Below are 15356 nucleotides of genomic sequence, written 5' to 3' on the forward strand. Positions count from 1 at the left end.
TGAAAATATCTTATAACTGATTGAAAGCGGTTGGGATAAAATTCTAGCAAGATTCTACGCTCTAATTGAGGAATCAAAACGTCAAGGCAATAAGATTACCAAGGAATATATTACTAGTTTCGGCGAACAGTTACAGCCATTTGATGGCGTGACTCAAATGTTTGATCGCCTGCAACAAAGCGCTTACCAAATCAATCCTGAAGTAGAAGTTGAATTTTACCTAATTACTTGCGGCATGGTAGAAATTGCTTACCATAATTGCATTGCGCCTTGTTTTAAAGCTATGTGGGGATGTGAGTTCTCTTATGACGAAGATGGCGGAATTAAGTTTTTGAAAAAAATTGTTACTCATACTGAGAAAACTCGTTATCTCTTTCAAATAGCAAAAGGAATTGAGCATCATCAAGATGACGGTAAAACTTTTGTTTACCGAGACGTACCCGCCGAAGAACTGCGTATTCTCTGACGCAAGCGATCTATGTTGGTGATGGAGCGTCGGATATTCCCTGCTTTTCGTTACTCAATCAAGAACAGGGTACGGCGATCGCGCTTTATAAAAATCAGACACCAGAAGAATGGGGACGGGAGTTAAACCTGACCCAAAGCCAACGAGTTGCTAATGTGCGATCAGTGATTGCAGAAGGAGAGTACGGGTATCAGCGAGTGAATGTTGCGACTGAGCAGCGCGATCCCAACTCATTAATCAATTGGATGGAGCGCCTCATTCGTACCCGCCAGCAATGCCAAGAGTTAGGCATAGGTTCGTGGCAGATTTATAGAAACAGACGAACCATGTGTCTTCGCCCACTGCTGCGAGTCGCAACGAGTAGTGGTTGTGTTGCATAATTTAGCAGACAGAGCGTGTAGTGTAACGCTTAAATTGCAGGATGACAAACGTTTGATTGAGCTATTTGGCGATCGCCAGTACGAACCCCTAAGCAATGGTTCTAGTTCTATTCCTCTAGAAGCATATGGCTATCGTTGGTTTTGGATGAACCGGATGTAGCAATACTCAAATTAATGGGTTGCCATCAAGCGATCGCTCCTCGCCGTCTAAAGCACTTTCATTACTGCTTGATATCGCTGTTCAATATCTTTTTTATCTAATTCTTGGGAAACGTCATTGAAACTATCATGCTTAATCATTTCGGCATGACGACGCAGTGCTGCAAGGTTTCTGGGATTTTTGGTATGAAGAGCAATGGTTGCGATCGCTTCTAGTAAACGAACAGTCACAGCAACATCCGAGGTACTATACTGTCGAATTTGGTTAAAGGCAGCATCAGTTAGCCCTGCAAACGTCACTGGTTGGGCAATGACGCGCAGGTTGTCTTTATCATCGTAGCGGTAGGGAGAGGGGAAATCGCGCCCTGCAAGGCGTGACAGTCCGGCACTCAATCGGTCAATACACCTAATCGCAGTAAATGGATCGTTAACGGCGGGAGAAATCGCACGTAGCGCAATTTCAACTAATTGATGAATCGGAAACTCTACATCCTGCTGCTCGGTGCGTTCTTTACCAAAAATAAAAGTATCTCGAAGCTCTTTAATGAGTTTTTGGTTGACCTGTTCTTCAGGATAGACCACAACTAACTCGCTACCCTGGACGACAAACTTGCCTGGGCGAAATTCTAACCGCACTAGCAACTCTTTTTCAGAGGCAATCTGCATGAGCTTGTCATCGTCAATCGCTTGTAAATAACCGCTACGATTTGCCTTAATCGGGTAGGCATCTACATCAAAATTTGCAGGAATTTCTACCACGCGCTGCCCAACTTGAGACAAGCCTTGTCCAATTTTTTCGGGAAATAATCGATCTATAGCACGGTCGAGATCGGTGCTGACCTCTGAAATTACGTGCGACGCTTGAATGATAGTGGAGGCGTGATGAATAAAATAGATTAGCAAACTGATACTTGCGATCGCGAGTACTAAGGCGACTGTCACCGACATTTGCGGCACAAAGAAGGTGTAACCATCTCCTTCTCCCCTGACTGTCCGCAGAACAAGCAAGCAGTAGATAAATGTACCAATAAATGTCCCCAGGACAACTTGATTACCAACATCCTGCATAAAGTTACGCAGCAAGCGGGGACCAAAATTAGAAGCAGCTAGTTGCAGAGCCACTATTGTAATTGAAAAGGCAGTACCTGCAACGGTAATTACAGAACCAGCGATAGCTGAAAGTACCGCTCTAGCTCCATCTGTACCGCCTGTGTACATCCAGCCCCACTTTTCTAAGGGACCATAATATCCGGCTCGGTCAAGCGTTAAGATTGCGATCGCCAAGGCGATGGCGATTACCACAATAACTCCTGGCAAGAACAAGTAACTCGATTGCAGCGAGTCCCAGAGTTTAGCGATTTTGACGTTTTTCATTTGCCATCTTCCGCAGTTAAATTTTGGTTGCTGTTATCACCGTTTTTTGAGGCTCGAATTTCAGCTAACCGCTTGAGAGAACCGCTAATGCTGCGAGGTTTCGGTACTTCTTTATTGCCAGCGGGCCACCCTTCACGCTGACGATTGCGAATGCCATCTGTTTCTTCAGTTTGGTCGTGAAATAAAATTTGGCGTGTGGGATAAGGCAAGTCAATGCCATTTTCTACTAGCTTATGCTTGATGGCAGAAATTACTTTGTCTCGCGAATTGAGATCGTCCATCCGCCTTGGCGGTTTAATCCACCAACGAGCGCGGATATTAACGCTACTTTCAGCTAGTTCTAGTACGAGGACATCGGGAGCTGGATCTCTCAAAACATCGTCCACGCTATAGATCGCTTCTAGCATCAAACGTTTTGCTTCGTCAACATCATCACCGTAACCGATACCGACATCGTATTCAATCCGGCGAGCATCAAAAGCAGTGTTGACAGTCACCGAATTTGTAAATAGTTCGGAGTTAGGAATGACAATCCGGCGACCGTCGTAGGTTCTAATTGTTGTAGCACGCGTTTCAATGTTTTCCACCGTTCCTTCAAAGTTTTTGAAGACGATTTGATCCTCAATTTTGAATGGCTCAGTCAAAAGAATCAGAATTCCAGCTAGAAAGTTTTGCAGAATGTCGCGGAAAGCGAAACCAATTGCTACACCACTAATACCTAGTAGTTGTACTAAATCTCCGGCTCTAAATGTTGGAACAATAATTGATAGCGCGACAAATAACCCCAGGAGAATGACAGTCCCCTGAGCTAATCGCCCTAGTACCATCCCTAAATTTCGTGCTTGCCGATGCCTTCGCGTGAAGCGTTTCACTAATAACTTCAACCAGCGAGCAGCAAAGAAAAATAGGATAAAAACAATAAGTGCCAAGACGATGTTTGGCAGCATGATGATAAAGCTGTCAATCATTCCTCCAATTTTATTCCATGCTGCTGTTATTGCTGCCTGAATATTCATAGCTGTTGATCCTAATGCTTAAAATTTGGATTTTGCATTTTAAAGTTTGAATTGGCAATTGTCTCGAATAATGTAATTTTATACAATTACCACCGTACTATTACTTACAAAACAGTCATTTTAATTGAGATAATGCAAAGTTAAAATCTACCTTGAGTAAGGAAAAACTACTTCTAATAAAGCGGAGTAATACTGTGAATTTTTTTTGTAATACTAAGGCTATTCTCAATCTGAAGTGGAGAAAAACCTAAAACCATGAACCTGACCGTCCCATTTCCACAGCTTTGATCTAGTAATATTTAGATACGAAAAGGTATATCTTTAGACATTGATAATATGAAAAATCTGCTCTGTAGAATTATAAAGCAGCCTGGTAGCACCGTAATTTTGGATTGTCCTAAACAAGTAAAAACGTAAGTCTAGAGAAAACCACATCAGAGCTAATCTGATTTACTTACTCTACTAATCGACTCGAATTGTGAACAATGAAATTGATAGCAAAACTTCAAATACAAGGCTTGTATAAGTATCCTATTTAGGTTCTAAGTTTTTTTGGGAAAAGCATCACTTAGGCGTATCCTTCTCGCAGGGTAGGACTCACTCCCCGCAGGGGTTGCCGTTAACCGAAGGCACTAGGCTAGGGCACAAAGAGAAGACACACGAAGAAATTTTTATAAACAATTTAGGACTGCTATAGCAGGTAATTTGTTCAGTATAATCGCAGTAAAAAATGAATTGATTAGTTCAGCATTATACTGTCTTTGAACAGTAAAGGGCGTTGCGCGATCGCATTGACAATTTAGCTCCTGCTGAAAAGCTTTTCTAAACCGCAACTACGATGTACAACGCCAGCAATTGGTTGAATTAAGAGATGAGTTATGAACTACAGTTAAGTAGATTTAACTGCCTTTATTTGAAGTTAGCTGTAGATTGTGGAAAAGTCGGGGAGATTTAAGTAAGAATTTCAAAAATAAGTTGTGCAATCTAGCTAGTCGCAGCAACTTAGTAACTCAATAACTTTATTTGCAAATCTTTTTAATTTTGCTTAACTATAATTTTCTTGTTTTGCTAACTCGACCTTAATGCTTCATTATAATATTGCTTGTATCAAGATTTGAAATATTTACGATTCTGACTGGCGAGATAGCGCCTGAATTTCGTGACGTAAAGCTTTAATTTCAGCATGTAGTGCTGCTATAGATTTAGCCCCAGCAATTTCAGCTTCGTCATCATCAGCATCGCGACCGATGAAAAATGTAGCGATCGCTGCTGTCAAGTAACCAAATACAGCAAAAGCATATAGTGCCAGGAAAAAGCAAAGCACTCGCCCTTCTGGAGTCTGAGGCCAATATTCCGAACCCATCGTGGTCATCAACATTGCCGTCCACCAAAGTGCTGTGCCATAGTCATTTAGACCGCGCCCATCAGGAGTATTGCTTTCAAACGCATACATTCCTGCGGCTCCAATTAAGGTAACTATCAGCGTTGTTGCTACAACATAGCCGAAGCCACGACGACCTAAACTAGCACTAATCGTCCGCATTCCCCGATTAGTCCGTGTAATCACACGTAGTAACCTGATGCCACGAGCCGCTCGTGTAGTATTCAGCACCCGTAAAATACGAACAAACTTGAATAAGCGCAGTGCTGGTAAGGGTAGAGCAATAACTGTTAACCAGTTACGTTGAAGATAGGCAAGCTTATATGGAGCTAGAGTAAATTCGAGGATAAAGTCAAGTATAAAAACTATCCAGATAACAGTACCAATTGCTTGGAGTAAGGACGTTAAACCCCAGATTAACTCAATAACGAACAGTGCTAACCACGCAAAACTCAGTACGAGCATTGGTGTCTCAAGCCAGTCTTCTAACTGTTGCAAAATTTCCTGCCGTTCTCGATTGAGTACCTGTTTTTCTGGAGTTTTCATCTGTTAATGTTTGCTTTCTTTCTAGCGGTTATAGCTTCCATTCTTTTGTCACTTTACATACAAGAGTGAACATTTGTCACAATTAACTTGACTGATGGTAATCTGCGGTATTTCAGAAAAAAAGGTTATAAAACTTGTGGAGAAACATTTTAGGTAGAGAATGGCAGTTGTTTCGACGTACTAAATGAAGTGGGGTTTAACATCTTATAAAGCTATTTTATGTTCGATAATACCGTGCTGGAATGATTTGTATATCAGTAAATTCCCGAAGTTAATATCTAGAAATGGTATCACAGCATCAGAGAGGGAACTTTAAGCTTAAGCTAGGGTGTGTACCATAATGGTAACTAACACAATTAACACCATTGCTAGAGAAATTAGCTTTTAAAAATGGCTTATTCTATATTTCTACTAACAATATCGAGTTTAACTGAGTCTAAGTTAATCTCATAAGCAAAAAATAGCGCGATTCCACCTGGCTAAATCAAAAGAGATGCTGAACAAAAGACCATGCAAGTAATTGAACGAGTAGCGTACATTACTTAAAAGGGAACTTCAAAAAAACTACTGAAGAAACGACTTTTGTAGCTGCAAAGTAAGAGGTCAATGTAATTTAATGACTATTTAAAAAGTCAAAAGAAAGCACATAATTTACTCACCAAAAATATGCATTGAGTAGCGTTAAAATCGTAAAAATAGTCGAACTTAACTTTATTTAAATTTAGAAGTCAAACAACAGTAAACTACCGTCACGAGCGTATTCTATTTGTTAATTAGCAAACAAAAATGTTGAAATAAAAAATAAGTTTTATGTAGATCTGTGTGACATAAGTGTGAAAAGAGTAATTTCAGGCGGACAATTGATTCGGATTGGTAAGATACTGAAACCAATCCCTCGGTTGACGTAAAGATGGTTTCCTTGTTTTCCATATTCATCAATCCAGCCGTCAGCATGAACTTGATCTTCTTTAGTAAAAGTTAGCCAAGACCATTCTGGAGTAAATGGCAAGCGAATTTGTCCGCCGTGAGTATGCCCTGCTACAGCTATAGGTGCAGAGTTGGCAGGAAATAGAGCAAAGGATTCAGGATGATGCATCATTACAAACCTAGGTGCTGAATCCGGTATCTCAGCTAGCGCTACAGCTGGTTTATCCTCATTAGCCCAGTGCGATCCTATACCTACTAAATACAAAAGTGCTTTGCGATCGCTCGCTAATGTCTGACTTTGGTTTGAAGACGGCACGATCGCAACAGCTTCATTTTTCAATACTTGCACGCCCACTGCTTCAAGAGACTCAGCTACTTTGGTTGCTAAAGTCGCGTTTGGAGGAGCATCCTTTGCTTTCATGCCATAATCGTGATTGCCTAATACGGCATATGTTGGGATACCAGAGGCAGGTAGTGGACGCACAAGCTCGATCGCCTTACTAATTTCTGCGCTGGGGTTCTCGCCTGGAGAGTAAATGAAGTCACCAATAATTAGCGCGAACGCGGGGCGTTCCTTAACTAGCTGAACAATCCGATTAATTGTAGGGGTATTGTCTAGCCACATTCCCACTTGCCAATCACCGATAACCGCAACTTTTTGCCCTTCCCAAGCAGCAGGTAAACCAGGAATTACGGCAACTTGAGGTTCTACATCGATGAGGTAGGGTTCGAGCAAACCCCAAATCAGAATTGCGCCAATTAATCCTAATAAGCTCAATAAAGCATACTTAATTTTCTTCATAGTTCGCTTGCGAATTTATACTGTTAAGTGTCATGAACCGCTATTGTTCTTCACTCACTTAGCATTTAAATTGATAGTTAGCTTTAACATAAAGATTGAGATTGATCTCCCTAAAAATAAACCTGCTCAAAAGGGTTGTACTCCAAATATTTATCTTCTAAAGCAATTTCTTTCCCAACTAACCAGACTTGATTACCGTGCTAGGCGATCGTGTTGAATTGGATAGATGAGCGCTCCTAAAAACCACCGAAACTTAACGAACCACAAGTTTAGTGATAAGAACTTACCTAAATTTATATACAAGAGTTGCTTCGTTTATATTTAGTGATGCGATCGCGATCGGCTGGTTGGGACATAGAATAAGTGTGACTTGGTGCTACGCCACAGGTAAAACTGCGGCAGCACAAATTATTGTCAAATTAAAGAATGTCGCGTCTATAACGACCTCTTTCTCTTAGTCGTTCTTGATAAGTTGTCAGATTGCGGTCTTGCAGATTGTAGAAGTAAGGCTCGTGAGCATACGTATAGGTAGTAGCACCAATCGCTGCACTGGGAATGGGCATCGTCATGTAAGGACGATAAATTCCTCTAACGCGCTCTTCGTAGTCATTGTCGAGCGCTAAATCTTCACTGAATTCTGGTAAATCTTCTACCTGCTGTTTGGTTAATTGCGGAGCATATACTCTTTTGTCGTCATAATCTATGTTAGCCATGCCCACTGGAAGAAACACATTCTTACCAAACACCCAAAAGCCTGTATCAACAATGAAATAACGAAAATTTCCGTCTTCATCGACCATGATATTCTTTACAGAACCAACTTTATCATCCTGTGCATACACATCAAAGCTTTTGATATCATCACCATCAAAAATGTCGTTTTGATAGTCAGGATAATATTCATCAAGTTTGTAAAGAGTCATCTTTTTTCTCCAAAATTCTCAAACTTAACTATTAGCCAAATTGAATTGCTATAGCTCGAAGATAGAGAGAGATAGTGGAAAAGTCGTGGAGGAAGAACTTTAACTTAAAAGCGATCGCCAAAAATCGTTGAACTTGTCACAACTAAAGTATTAATTTTATTCCGTAATACAGGCTAATAAAAAATAGTAAAAATGAAACTTTTTCTTAAAAAAACCCTCTAAAGATTGAAGTAAGAAGCTAATGAAACCTTATAAATTGAACTGACGTTTGAAGATAAACCGAGATGGAACACTAACTACAATTACTTGACAACGATGCCTGTAATAATCCGAAGCCATCTGATCTCAGAAGAATCCCAAATGAAAGTAGAAAAACAATGCTAAGGATTTGAAAATAACTAGCTAATACTTGAACTGAAATACTAGCAGCAACGGTTTCACTCAATAAAACAGTAGTTTTTAAAGATTCCTCCCTATTAATAATCTGTAAATTGACATTGTTACCCTTCGACTGAAATCATGGGTTGGTCAGAATAATTTTAAACACCAATGCTCTTATGCAAATTGTGTACTTTCAGTGGGTCAACGTGTTGCAAAAAAGTAAGTTTCGGAAAATATGTCTGTCTGAAGATGCCGTACAGCCTGCTCCAGAAGAAATACCTTACTGCGTATGCAAAGCAGCCCTGAACCTTGCCAAATATGACCTACAGGTGATTACAGTTTCTCCTGCTTTTATCGCTACTTCGATGACAGATGCAAAGATGAAAAAGAGATCAAACTAAATGGAAGTGTGTTTTAATGAGGCGATCGCTAAGTTGCTAGAAGAGAATCGCCCTTACCTCGAATTGAAGCGACGTGGACGACCGGAAGAAGTAGTGGATGTCATTGCTTTGTGTGTGTTCCAAACGGTTAAGCTTTGTACTCGGTGCTACTAGCGGGTAGATGATGGCTCTGTTGCCAGTCTATAACAAATGTAACCACACAATCTTTGCAGAAAGCTATGTTTCGTGATTAAGCTCCTTGTCCCATAAACTGCATTAATCTGCCATCTACAACTAAAGTTGTACCGTGAATGTACTTGGCATCACTTGAGGCTAGAAATACGGCAGCATAGGCAATAGAGCGGGTTGATCCAGTTAGAGCCAGGAGAGGCGATCGCTTCATACTCTAACCAGCCTTGCAATTGCTCAAAAAAATACAGAATAGGTATTGTAAGGACTAAGCAGATAAAGAACCGTCGCTTAAAAATTGCTGGATCGTGATGTCCTAGATGTCCTCCGTGTCCAGAATGTCCAGCGTGTCCGTGATGGGGAGTATCGGCATTCTGTTAGTGGTGTGCGTGATGACCGTTATGCTCGTTGTGATGCGATCGCGTTTTCTGCTGTATAAGTTCCTTACCATCTCCTATCATCTGCATTACCCCAAACGATTGTTGGTTCTGAACTAATTAAGCTCGTGCTGCGGCAATGTCTGCAATCTTATGATATTCTTCTACGGCTTGGCGGCAAGCTTTAGCACAGTTTTGGCAATGTGGGCTATCGTGCTGTTCGCATTCTGCTGCACAGGCTTCGCAGATATCTATGCAAGCACGAACGACATTCGGAATAAAGCGAGAACCGCGACTCATGAAACTTGCGATCGCCCAACAGATCTGAGCGCAATCGCGACAAAGACGAGCGCATTCTGGCATTGAGCCTAAACACTGATCGGCGCAATGTTCGCATTCATATGCGCAGTGAATCGCTGCGTCAATACTAGTTTGATATTGTTGATGAGGCATATTAATCTTTCCGTTCAAATCTTTATTTCATGAATATACAAATTTCAAATCATTAATATCTCTATCTGATGATGTAACAGTAATTTCACTCAAACGAAGGGCAGTGATTTCACCCTGATTTCATTTTTATGTGCTGCGATCGCTGTTTATGCAAATTGCTACATTCAGGCTTACTTGCCAATTTTTACAAGTATAAAAATTGGCAAGTAAGTCATTACAATTTGTTGTAGTTTGTATCGTTTCACTTCAATGAAAGTGTTGCACAAATAAAACAACATTTCTTTATATCTTCCTACTACAATTAGGGAAAACTAGAGAAGGAATAGAACATTACCTTTCCTCAGAATTGAGGTACAAGAAGAACCTTTCCAACATTCGTGTGTGAGGTTTACTATTCGTAGTAAAGGATAATATTACTAAATAATTTCTTATAAAAAATAGCCTTAGATGGTATTTCTAAGGCTTACTACTTGCTTACTGGCATTTTTTACACTTAGCAGCTATTCTGCTCTAATCTGCGTTCTAAAAGTCAAAGAGCTTTATTCCCGATAATCTGTGCGACTAACCACATCTGGCTCTCGATATGCATTAGTTTCTATACGGCTTTTTTTACGAGATAAGCCAAACAAACCAAATAAACCAATTAACCCTAACCATCCCCAATCAAAACCATCATCAGCGTACACAACTCTTGTAGGCGGAACCACAGGGGCTGCTGGAACAGTAGTTACTGGAGTTGGAGCGCAAGCAGAAAGAGTTAGAAACAAAACTACTGCACTCAGTATTAGAGCGCCAGCACTAACAATTTTAGAAAATTTAAGACGCTTCATCTTCAAAATCCCTTCTCATAGCTGAAATATCAAATTAACTGTTTTGCAGCACTTTGGCAAAAGAAGTAATAAACCTTCTTTAAGAAGACTTAAATATGTGCTTGTCATTACAGAAGAGCTTGTGTTTTGATTTATCTTCTTACTTCAGGGTCGCGATAAGCTGTGGGTTCAGAACGCTTTTTCCCTGCTAAACCTGCTAAACCAAACAAACCAATTAATCCTAACCAACCCCAATCAAAATCATCATCTTCATAAATATCTTCTGATACCACTCCAGGCGCAGTTACTTGAGCATGAGCAGATAGAGATAAGGGTAAAATTGTTGTTGCTGCTGTTAGCAAGCTTACTGCAGTTGCTTTAAGTAAAAAAGAGCTTTTCATTACTAGTTTCTCCTTGCCGAAATTATTACAAAAATCTATTTAACAATTTATCGTTTAGTTATTTTGATAAAATCAATCTTAAGCTATAAAACTAGAACTTTATATTCCAACTAAGGGCAGACAAAGTAATTGATAGTTTTAAATTTATTGCTATCTTTTACATTCATAAATAAGTTTACAAAAGCGTAAATGTATTTTTTTCAATACCCTTAAACTAAGTAAATTTATGTACAAAGGCTATTTTTATCAGGAATAAGAAACCTGCCCTGCTATGAGTTCAGCAGAGCAAATCCTTATAGTTTCAGATTGCCTGTGTTAGTTAGCAAGCTATACGAATATAGGTTGGTTTTTGCAAGCAGCAATGATGTTACTACTTATTCTTGTGATGCTGGATACACTGATTGAGCAATAAGCACGGGTCTATTAGCGTATTCTACTTCTAGCCTGCGTTGTAAATCCAAGTCCCAGGTTAAATCGTAATCTCTATCTAAGTCAGCAACGACGAATTGGCGAAGTACACCAGTAACGACAACCCTTGCGCCTTCTTCAACTGGGCGTTGAGAATTTGGAATTAAGACTAACAGATCGCTCGCACCAATTAACTGGTCTTCATCTAGTGTAAATGCATTAGGACCGACGATGTTTTCAACTTCAGCAGGAACTGCGATTACTTGATTGTAGTAAACGCTAGGATTTTCAGTAATTTCACCTGGTTTTGGTGAGATCGCAAGCGATTGTGCAATGATTGCAGGTTGACCTTCGTAGTCAACGTACAAGTTAGGATCTAAACCCAAGTTGTACACTCGATTTACATCAGCAACGACAAAGCGAGTAACTGTACCTGTTACTTGAACCTGTGTATCAGTTGCTGGAAGAACGAAAGGTTCTCCAGTAGCATTTACTACTAAGATTTGGTCTGCACCAAACAACTCGTCATTGACAATAGTGAAGGTATTGTCGCCAACTTTCTCTGCTGCTTCGCTTCTCACAGTTACTGGTTTACCGATTAGTTCTGCTGTTTCCTCAGCTACTTCTTCTGTGGTTACATTACTCTCTGCTGTGGGACCACCTGCAATCTGGTTATCAGTGCAAGCAGCAACAAGTGTCGTTACTAATGCTAAAGTGACAGCACTCGCACGTATTCCACTGCTTCTAATACGGTTAATGTTCATCATTGTTCGCTCCTCTCCATAAATTGGTGTATGTGTTGTTGTAGCGATCGCACTAAGTGACAAATACTGCTTCAATCAACTGGCGATCCATGCAGCTACAAATCAGGAAGGTTATTCTGCAATCGCTGCTTGTGTAAAGCACTACATATGCATCCTTAGTTCACAAAAACTTGACCATCGCTTTGAATTCTGATTACGCCTTGATTGTCATCAAGGGGAGTTGCATCTTCATCGAGTGAGACTGCTAGTAGACCAGGTTCAGCATCTGTAGTCACGGGTAAGATCTTCACAAATCCATCATCTTGGCGGACAACGGTTATCGTTGCTGGTAATGGCACATTTTGCAATGTCGCTTCTTCTCCACCTGGCAAGTAGCGCCGTCCAGTTTGTCCAGTAACTTCATAGGTAACGAGTGCGTTAGTATTGTTCTTCAGTCTCACGCTAACTTGTTGACCTGTCGGCTTAAGCAGTGCTACTGGCTCACTACGTTCTTCTGGTAAGGGAGGCTGTACTGGAAGTGTCTGGGCGGTTCCTGGGGGGTTAGTGATTCCTGGGGTGGCTCCTCTAACTGCTACACCTGGTTGACTAAGTGTGGGAACTACCTCTCCTGGTGTAGTAGGTGCATCAGCTGGAACGATGCGATTGGGAGTTGCCGATAATGCACTATATTGCTGCGTAAATGCATTAGATGGGCAACCTTGAGGTACTAAATTTCTACTGTTGAAAGGTTCTTCGTAGTAGATACGCGGACAGGGATTGAGGACTGAGGATTGGGCACTTGCTGCTAGCGGTATGGCTGGTATCCCAATGAGTAATCCTCCAAAGATGCTTCCCCAAATCCCAACCTTTCTACGTAAATAAAGCTGATTGATTCTATTCATAAATGCCTTTTTGTCACGAAAACATTGAGAAAGCTAGGATACAAATGTTTAGCGATCCCTTATTTAACAGAAAAACTATATTTCACGAAATGTCTGCAATAAGCAATGTATACTGACTTTAAAACGATAATTTGAGATAGTGGAAAACTCGTGGAGAAATGATTACTCGTTACTAAAATACGACTTAAGAAATAGCTAGCTATGTAAATAGGAATATAAATCCCCTCAGCACTCTTAAAACCCATGAACAACATATGGGCACTACAATGAGTCAAGGATAATATTTATAACTACTTATTAAAGGCGATCGCTTTAAATAGTGCGGCACTATACTCAAAACTCAACTCACCTATTATAAACCTGAAGATCAATGAGGATCATTCTATTAATGAAGCAGCGAAATACTTGTTATATACTTACTTAAGTATACGCTTACTATTTATTTATATAGCAGCCCTATCAAGAACATTCGCTCAGATAATTAGCAAATACATAACCTTTCAGAGGAATTGAAATAAGTACCCAACCATTGCTACTTTGATTTTCAATCATGACATAGCGTCCACTCGCGATGAGACCGACAATAGGACTCTTTGCCAAAGGTTGTTGGTAAACATATATACCATTATTAGCTGCAACTTGACGGCAATTTGGCGGCGGCGGTGGTGCAGGCGCGCAAGAGGTGAGATAACCCGCAAACACGTAACCTTTTAAAGGAATTGAAATAGGTACCCAATCATTGATGTTTTTAGGTTCAATCCTCACATAACGTCCACCAGCAATACTACCAATTACGGAGCCGTAAACTGTTGGCTGAGTGTGTACGTATACTCCTTCAGGAGGAAACACTCGGCGACAACTATCCGCAGCCTGCGCAAGTTGGTTCTCTTTGTTATTTGCGGGGTTTAAATTCTGTGCATTGGCGCTAACAAAAGGCATAATAAAAGTGCTTACGGCTATTGACAGCGAAGCAGTTAAGACCTGTAACTTTAGCTCAAGCCAATGTTGTTTCATTAGCATCTTAGGTGAACTAGTCACGATACTACCTTCTTGAATTTACCCCAATATTGGGCGATCGCGTAAATCCTGAAACTAGAATAGCGGTAAAATTGGGCAATAAAAAATCTTATTTTGGCTCATGTATAACTACATTTCAAGGACAATTCAATAGAGCAATTCATTGAGGTACAAAAGCAAGGCTTAAATCAACAGCAATTAGCCCAGCGATTAGGAGTTGATAATATCACTATCGAGCAACACAAAATCGCTGGCAAGGAGTTTATTGAGTAGTCGAAAATTAAAGAGCTAGAGCGTTTTGGGTGGAGATGTACCAATTGAAATCAATATTTTGCGTGATGCTGATTTATCTTCCCCAAGTTTTCCACGCTTTCGGTTTATCTTCGTAATGCTATAAGTTCGTTGCATCGTGTAGCACCCAGAAACTGGAATTAAATGTTACGTTAATCCAACCGGATATATATCGAACAGGCGGAAAATGGACAGCGGGTTTCTACCCAAATTAAGATTCCAGATGGTGGTGCTGGTTTCATTCAAACCGACAGGACTGACGCAGCAGCAATTTAAGCTGAACATGATGAAGTCCACTAAACTCAACTACTGCCAAGATCTGCTCAGCAGCCCCGTCAACTACACGATGACAACTTGGCTGACCACCCCGACGAGATGAGCCATGAGCGGATTAATCGCTATCTGCGTGGAGAGAAGCTGACTCCTCGTTTGTTGTGGGACAACGTCAAACCCTGATGACAAGCGTCAGAGAACGGTTATCTTCTGTGCGATGATACGGTGTTGGACAAACGCTATTCCACATCAATTGAACTGACACGACGGCAATACAGCGGCAATGCACATCGAGTGATTCGGAGCATCGGGTTGATTAGCTGTGTGTACGTCAATGGTGAAACGGGACAGTTTTGGGTGATTGACTATCGAGTGTATGACCCCGATGGGGATGGGCTTGAGCTTGTTAGACCATGTGGCAGCGATGCTGGTAAGGGTGGTTCCCAGCAAGCACCCGTTTTCTCCAGTGTTGATGGATAGCTAGTACGCGACTCAAGCCTTGATGGCGCTAAATCGACCAGCTCGACAAGGTATATTACTGTCCCCTCAAAGTGAATCGACGGGTCGATGAGAGTGCGGGTCAACAAGCGGATCAGCGCATTGACGAATTGAATTGGACAAAGCAGGAGTTAGAGGATGTTTGAGAAGTAGCAAATTATACTCATTGGGTAGAATGGAGGGATGAAGCGAAAACCTGACAATACTGACGTTAGCGATGTTGAGTGGGCAATTATTGAACCGTTGATTCCAGGAGTTCA

General features: G+C 40.9%; 19 protein-coding genes. 6 read left to right on the top strand and 13 right to left on the bottom strand.

All coding sequences use genetic code 11. From position 1 onward, the window contains the following. Positions 1 to 148: 148 nt before the first annotated feature. From CSQ79_RS28150 to CSQ79_RS20010, 3 genes are all read left to right on the top strand, one after another. The gene (locus CSQ79_RS28150; protein WP_289501350.1) at positions 149 to 466 is read left to right on the top strand and encodes a hypothetical protein; all 318 of its coding nucleotides are present in this window, start codon (positions 149 to 151) and stop codon (positions 464 to 466) included. 155 nt (positions 467 to 621) lie between these two features. Further along, a complete protein-coding gene (locus CSQ79_RS28155; protein ID WP_289501351.1) occupies positions 622 to 846 on the top strand; it encodes a hypothetical protein in 225 nt (74 codons plus the stop codon). After that, positions 830 to 1006, top strand: coding sequence for a hypothetical protein (locus tag CSQ79_RS20010; RefSeq protein WP_289501352.1), 177 nt, complete (start codon positions 830 to 832; stop codon positions 1004 to 1006). Before CSQ79_RS28155 ends, CSQ79_RS20010 begins: the two co-directional genes overlap by 17 nt. 47 nt (positions 1007 to 1053) lie before the next feature. On the opposite strand, the gene CSQ79_RS20015 is transcribed toward CSQ79_RS20010, so the two are convergent. From CSQ79_RS20015 to CSQ79_RS20035, 5 genes are all read right to left on the bottom strand, one after another. Further along, the gene (locus tag CSQ79_RS20015; RefSeq protein WP_099702914.1) at positions 1054 to 2379 is read right to left on the bottom strand and encodes a DUF2254 domain-containing protein; all 1326 of its coding nucleotides are present in this window, start codon (positions 2377 to 2379) and stop codon (positions 1054 to 1056) included. Beyond that, positions 2376 to 3395 carry a mechanosensitive ion channel family protein gene (locus tag CSQ79_RS20020; protein WP_289501353.1) on the bottom strand — a complete coding sequence of 340 codons (1020 nt, stop codon included), beginning with the start codon at positions 3393 to 3395 and terminating at the stop codon, positions 2376 to 2378. The genes CSQ79_RS20015 and CSQ79_RS20020 overlap by 4 nt, the downstream gene beginning before the upstream one ends. A 1123-nt stretch (positions 3396 to 4518) precedes the next feature. Beyond that, on the bottom strand, positions 4519 to 5322 hold the full coding sequence (locus tag CSQ79_RS20025; RefSeq protein ID WP_099702915.1) for an ion transporter: 804 nt from the start codon (positions 5320 to 5322) through the stop codon (positions 4519 to 4521). An 808-nt stretch (positions 5323 to 6130) separates the two neighbouring features. Beyond that, the gene (locus CSQ79_RS20030) at positions 6131 to 7051 is read right to left on the bottom strand and encodes a metallophosphoesterase (protein ID WP_099702916.1); all 921 of its coding nucleotides are present in this window, start codon (positions 7049 to 7051) and stop codon (positions 6131 to 6133) included. A 419-nt stretch (positions 7052 to 7470) separates the two neighbouring features. Beyond that, positions 7471 to 7974, bottom strand: coding sequence for a PRC-barrel domain-containing protein (locus CSQ79_RS20035; RefSeq protein ID WP_015188534.1), 504 nt, complete (start codon positions 7972 to 7974; stop codon positions 7471 to 7473). A 782-nt stretch (positions 7975 to 8756) separates the two neighbouring features. On the opposite strand from CSQ79_RS20035, the gene CSQ79_RS28160 reads away from it, so the two are divergent. Then, the gene (locus tag CSQ79_RS28160) at positions 8757 to 8909 is read left to right on the top strand and encodes a hypothetical protein (protein ID WP_289501354.1); all 153 of its coding nucleotides are present in this window, start codon (positions 8757 to 8759) and stop codon (positions 8907 to 8909) included. 76 nt (positions 8910 to 8985) lie between these two features. Here the strand turns inward: CSQ79_RS28160 and CSQ79_RS20045 are convergent, their stop codons facing one another. Then, positions 8986 to 9138 carry an SDR family oxidoreductase gene (locus CSQ79_RS20045; protein WP_143755479.1) on the bottom strand — a complete coding sequence of 51 codons (153 nt, stop codon included), beginning with the start codon at positions 9136 to 9138 and terminating at the stop codon, positions 8986 to 8988. A gap of 84 nt (positions 9139 to 9222) precedes the next feature. Between CSQ79_RS20045 and CSQ79_RS28165 the strand changes: the two genes are divergently transcribed. Beyond that, positions 9223 to 9363, top strand: coding sequence for a hypothetical protein (locus tag CSQ79_RS28165; RefSeq protein ID WP_289501355.1), 141 nt, complete (start codon positions 9223 to 9225; stop codon positions 9361 to 9363). Positions 9364 to 9421: 58 nt separating this feature from the next. Here the strand turns inward: CSQ79_RS28165 and CSQ79_RS20055 are convergent, their stop codons facing one another. From CSQ79_RS20055 to CSQ79_RS20080, 6 genes are all read right to left on the bottom strand, one after another. Further along, the gene (locus CSQ79_RS20055; RefSeq protein ID WP_099702918.1) at positions 9422 to 9754 is read right to left on the bottom strand and encodes a four-helix bundle copper-binding protein; all 333 of its coding nucleotides are present in this window, start codon (positions 9752 to 9754) and stop codon (positions 9422 to 9424) included. A gap of 539 nt (positions 9755 to 10293) precedes the next feature. Continuing rightward, positions 10294 to 10584 (bottom strand): WGxxGxxG family protein, encoded by a 291-nt coding sequence (locus tag CSQ79_RS20060; RefSeq protein WP_099702919.1) that lies wholly within the window; start codon positions 10582 to 10584, stop codon positions 10294 to 10296. 131 nt (positions 10585 to 10715) lie between these two features. Further along, complete coding sequence (locus CSQ79_RS20065; RefSeq protein ID WP_099702920.1) at positions 10716 to 10964, bottom strand: WGxxGxxG family protein; 249 nt, start codon at positions 10962 to 10964, stop codon at positions 10716 to 10718. 374 nt (positions 10965 to 11338) lie between these two features. Next, positions 11339 to 12139 (bottom strand): hypothetical protein, encoded by an 801-nt coding sequence (locus tag CSQ79_RS20070; RefSeq protein ID WP_099702935.1) that lies wholly within the window; start codon positions 12137 to 12139, stop codon positions 11339 to 11341. 152 nt (positions 12140 to 12291) lie between these two features. Then, positions 12292 to 13017: a hypothetical protein gene (locus CSQ79_RS20075; RefSeq protein WP_099702921.1), complete on the bottom strand. Its 726-nt coding sequence runs from the start codon at positions 13015 to 13017 to the stop codon at positions 12292 to 12294. A 459-nt stretch (positions 13018 to 13476) separates the two neighbouring features. Beyond that, a complete protein-coding gene (locus CSQ79_RS20080; protein ID WP_289501357.1) occupies positions 13477 to 13956 on the bottom strand; it encodes an SH3 domain-containing protein in 480 nt (159 codons plus the stop codon). Between the two features lie 870 nt (positions 13957 to 14826). Between CSQ79_RS20080 and CSQ79_RS27130 the strand changes: the two genes are divergently transcribed. Then, the gene (locus CSQ79_RS27130; RefSeq protein WP_289501358.1) at positions 14827 to 15078 is read left to right on the top strand and encodes a hypothetical protein; all 252 of its coding nucleotides are present in this window, start codon (positions 14827 to 14829) and stop codon (positions 15076 to 15078) included. A 66-nt stretch (positions 15079 to 15144) separates the two neighbouring features. On the opposite strand, the gene CSQ79_RS28170 is transcribed toward CSQ79_RS27130, so the two are convergent. Beyond that, on the bottom strand, positions 15145 to 15356 hold a 212-nt coding region (locus CSQ79_RS28170), incomplete at its 5' end, for a hypothetical protein (RefSeq protein WP_289501359.1).

Source organism: Gloeocapsopsis sp. IPPAS B-1203 (assembly GCF_002749975.1).
GTDB lineage: Bacteria > Cyanobacteriota > Cyanobacteriia > Cyanobacteriales > Chroococcidiopsidaceae > Gloeocapsopsis.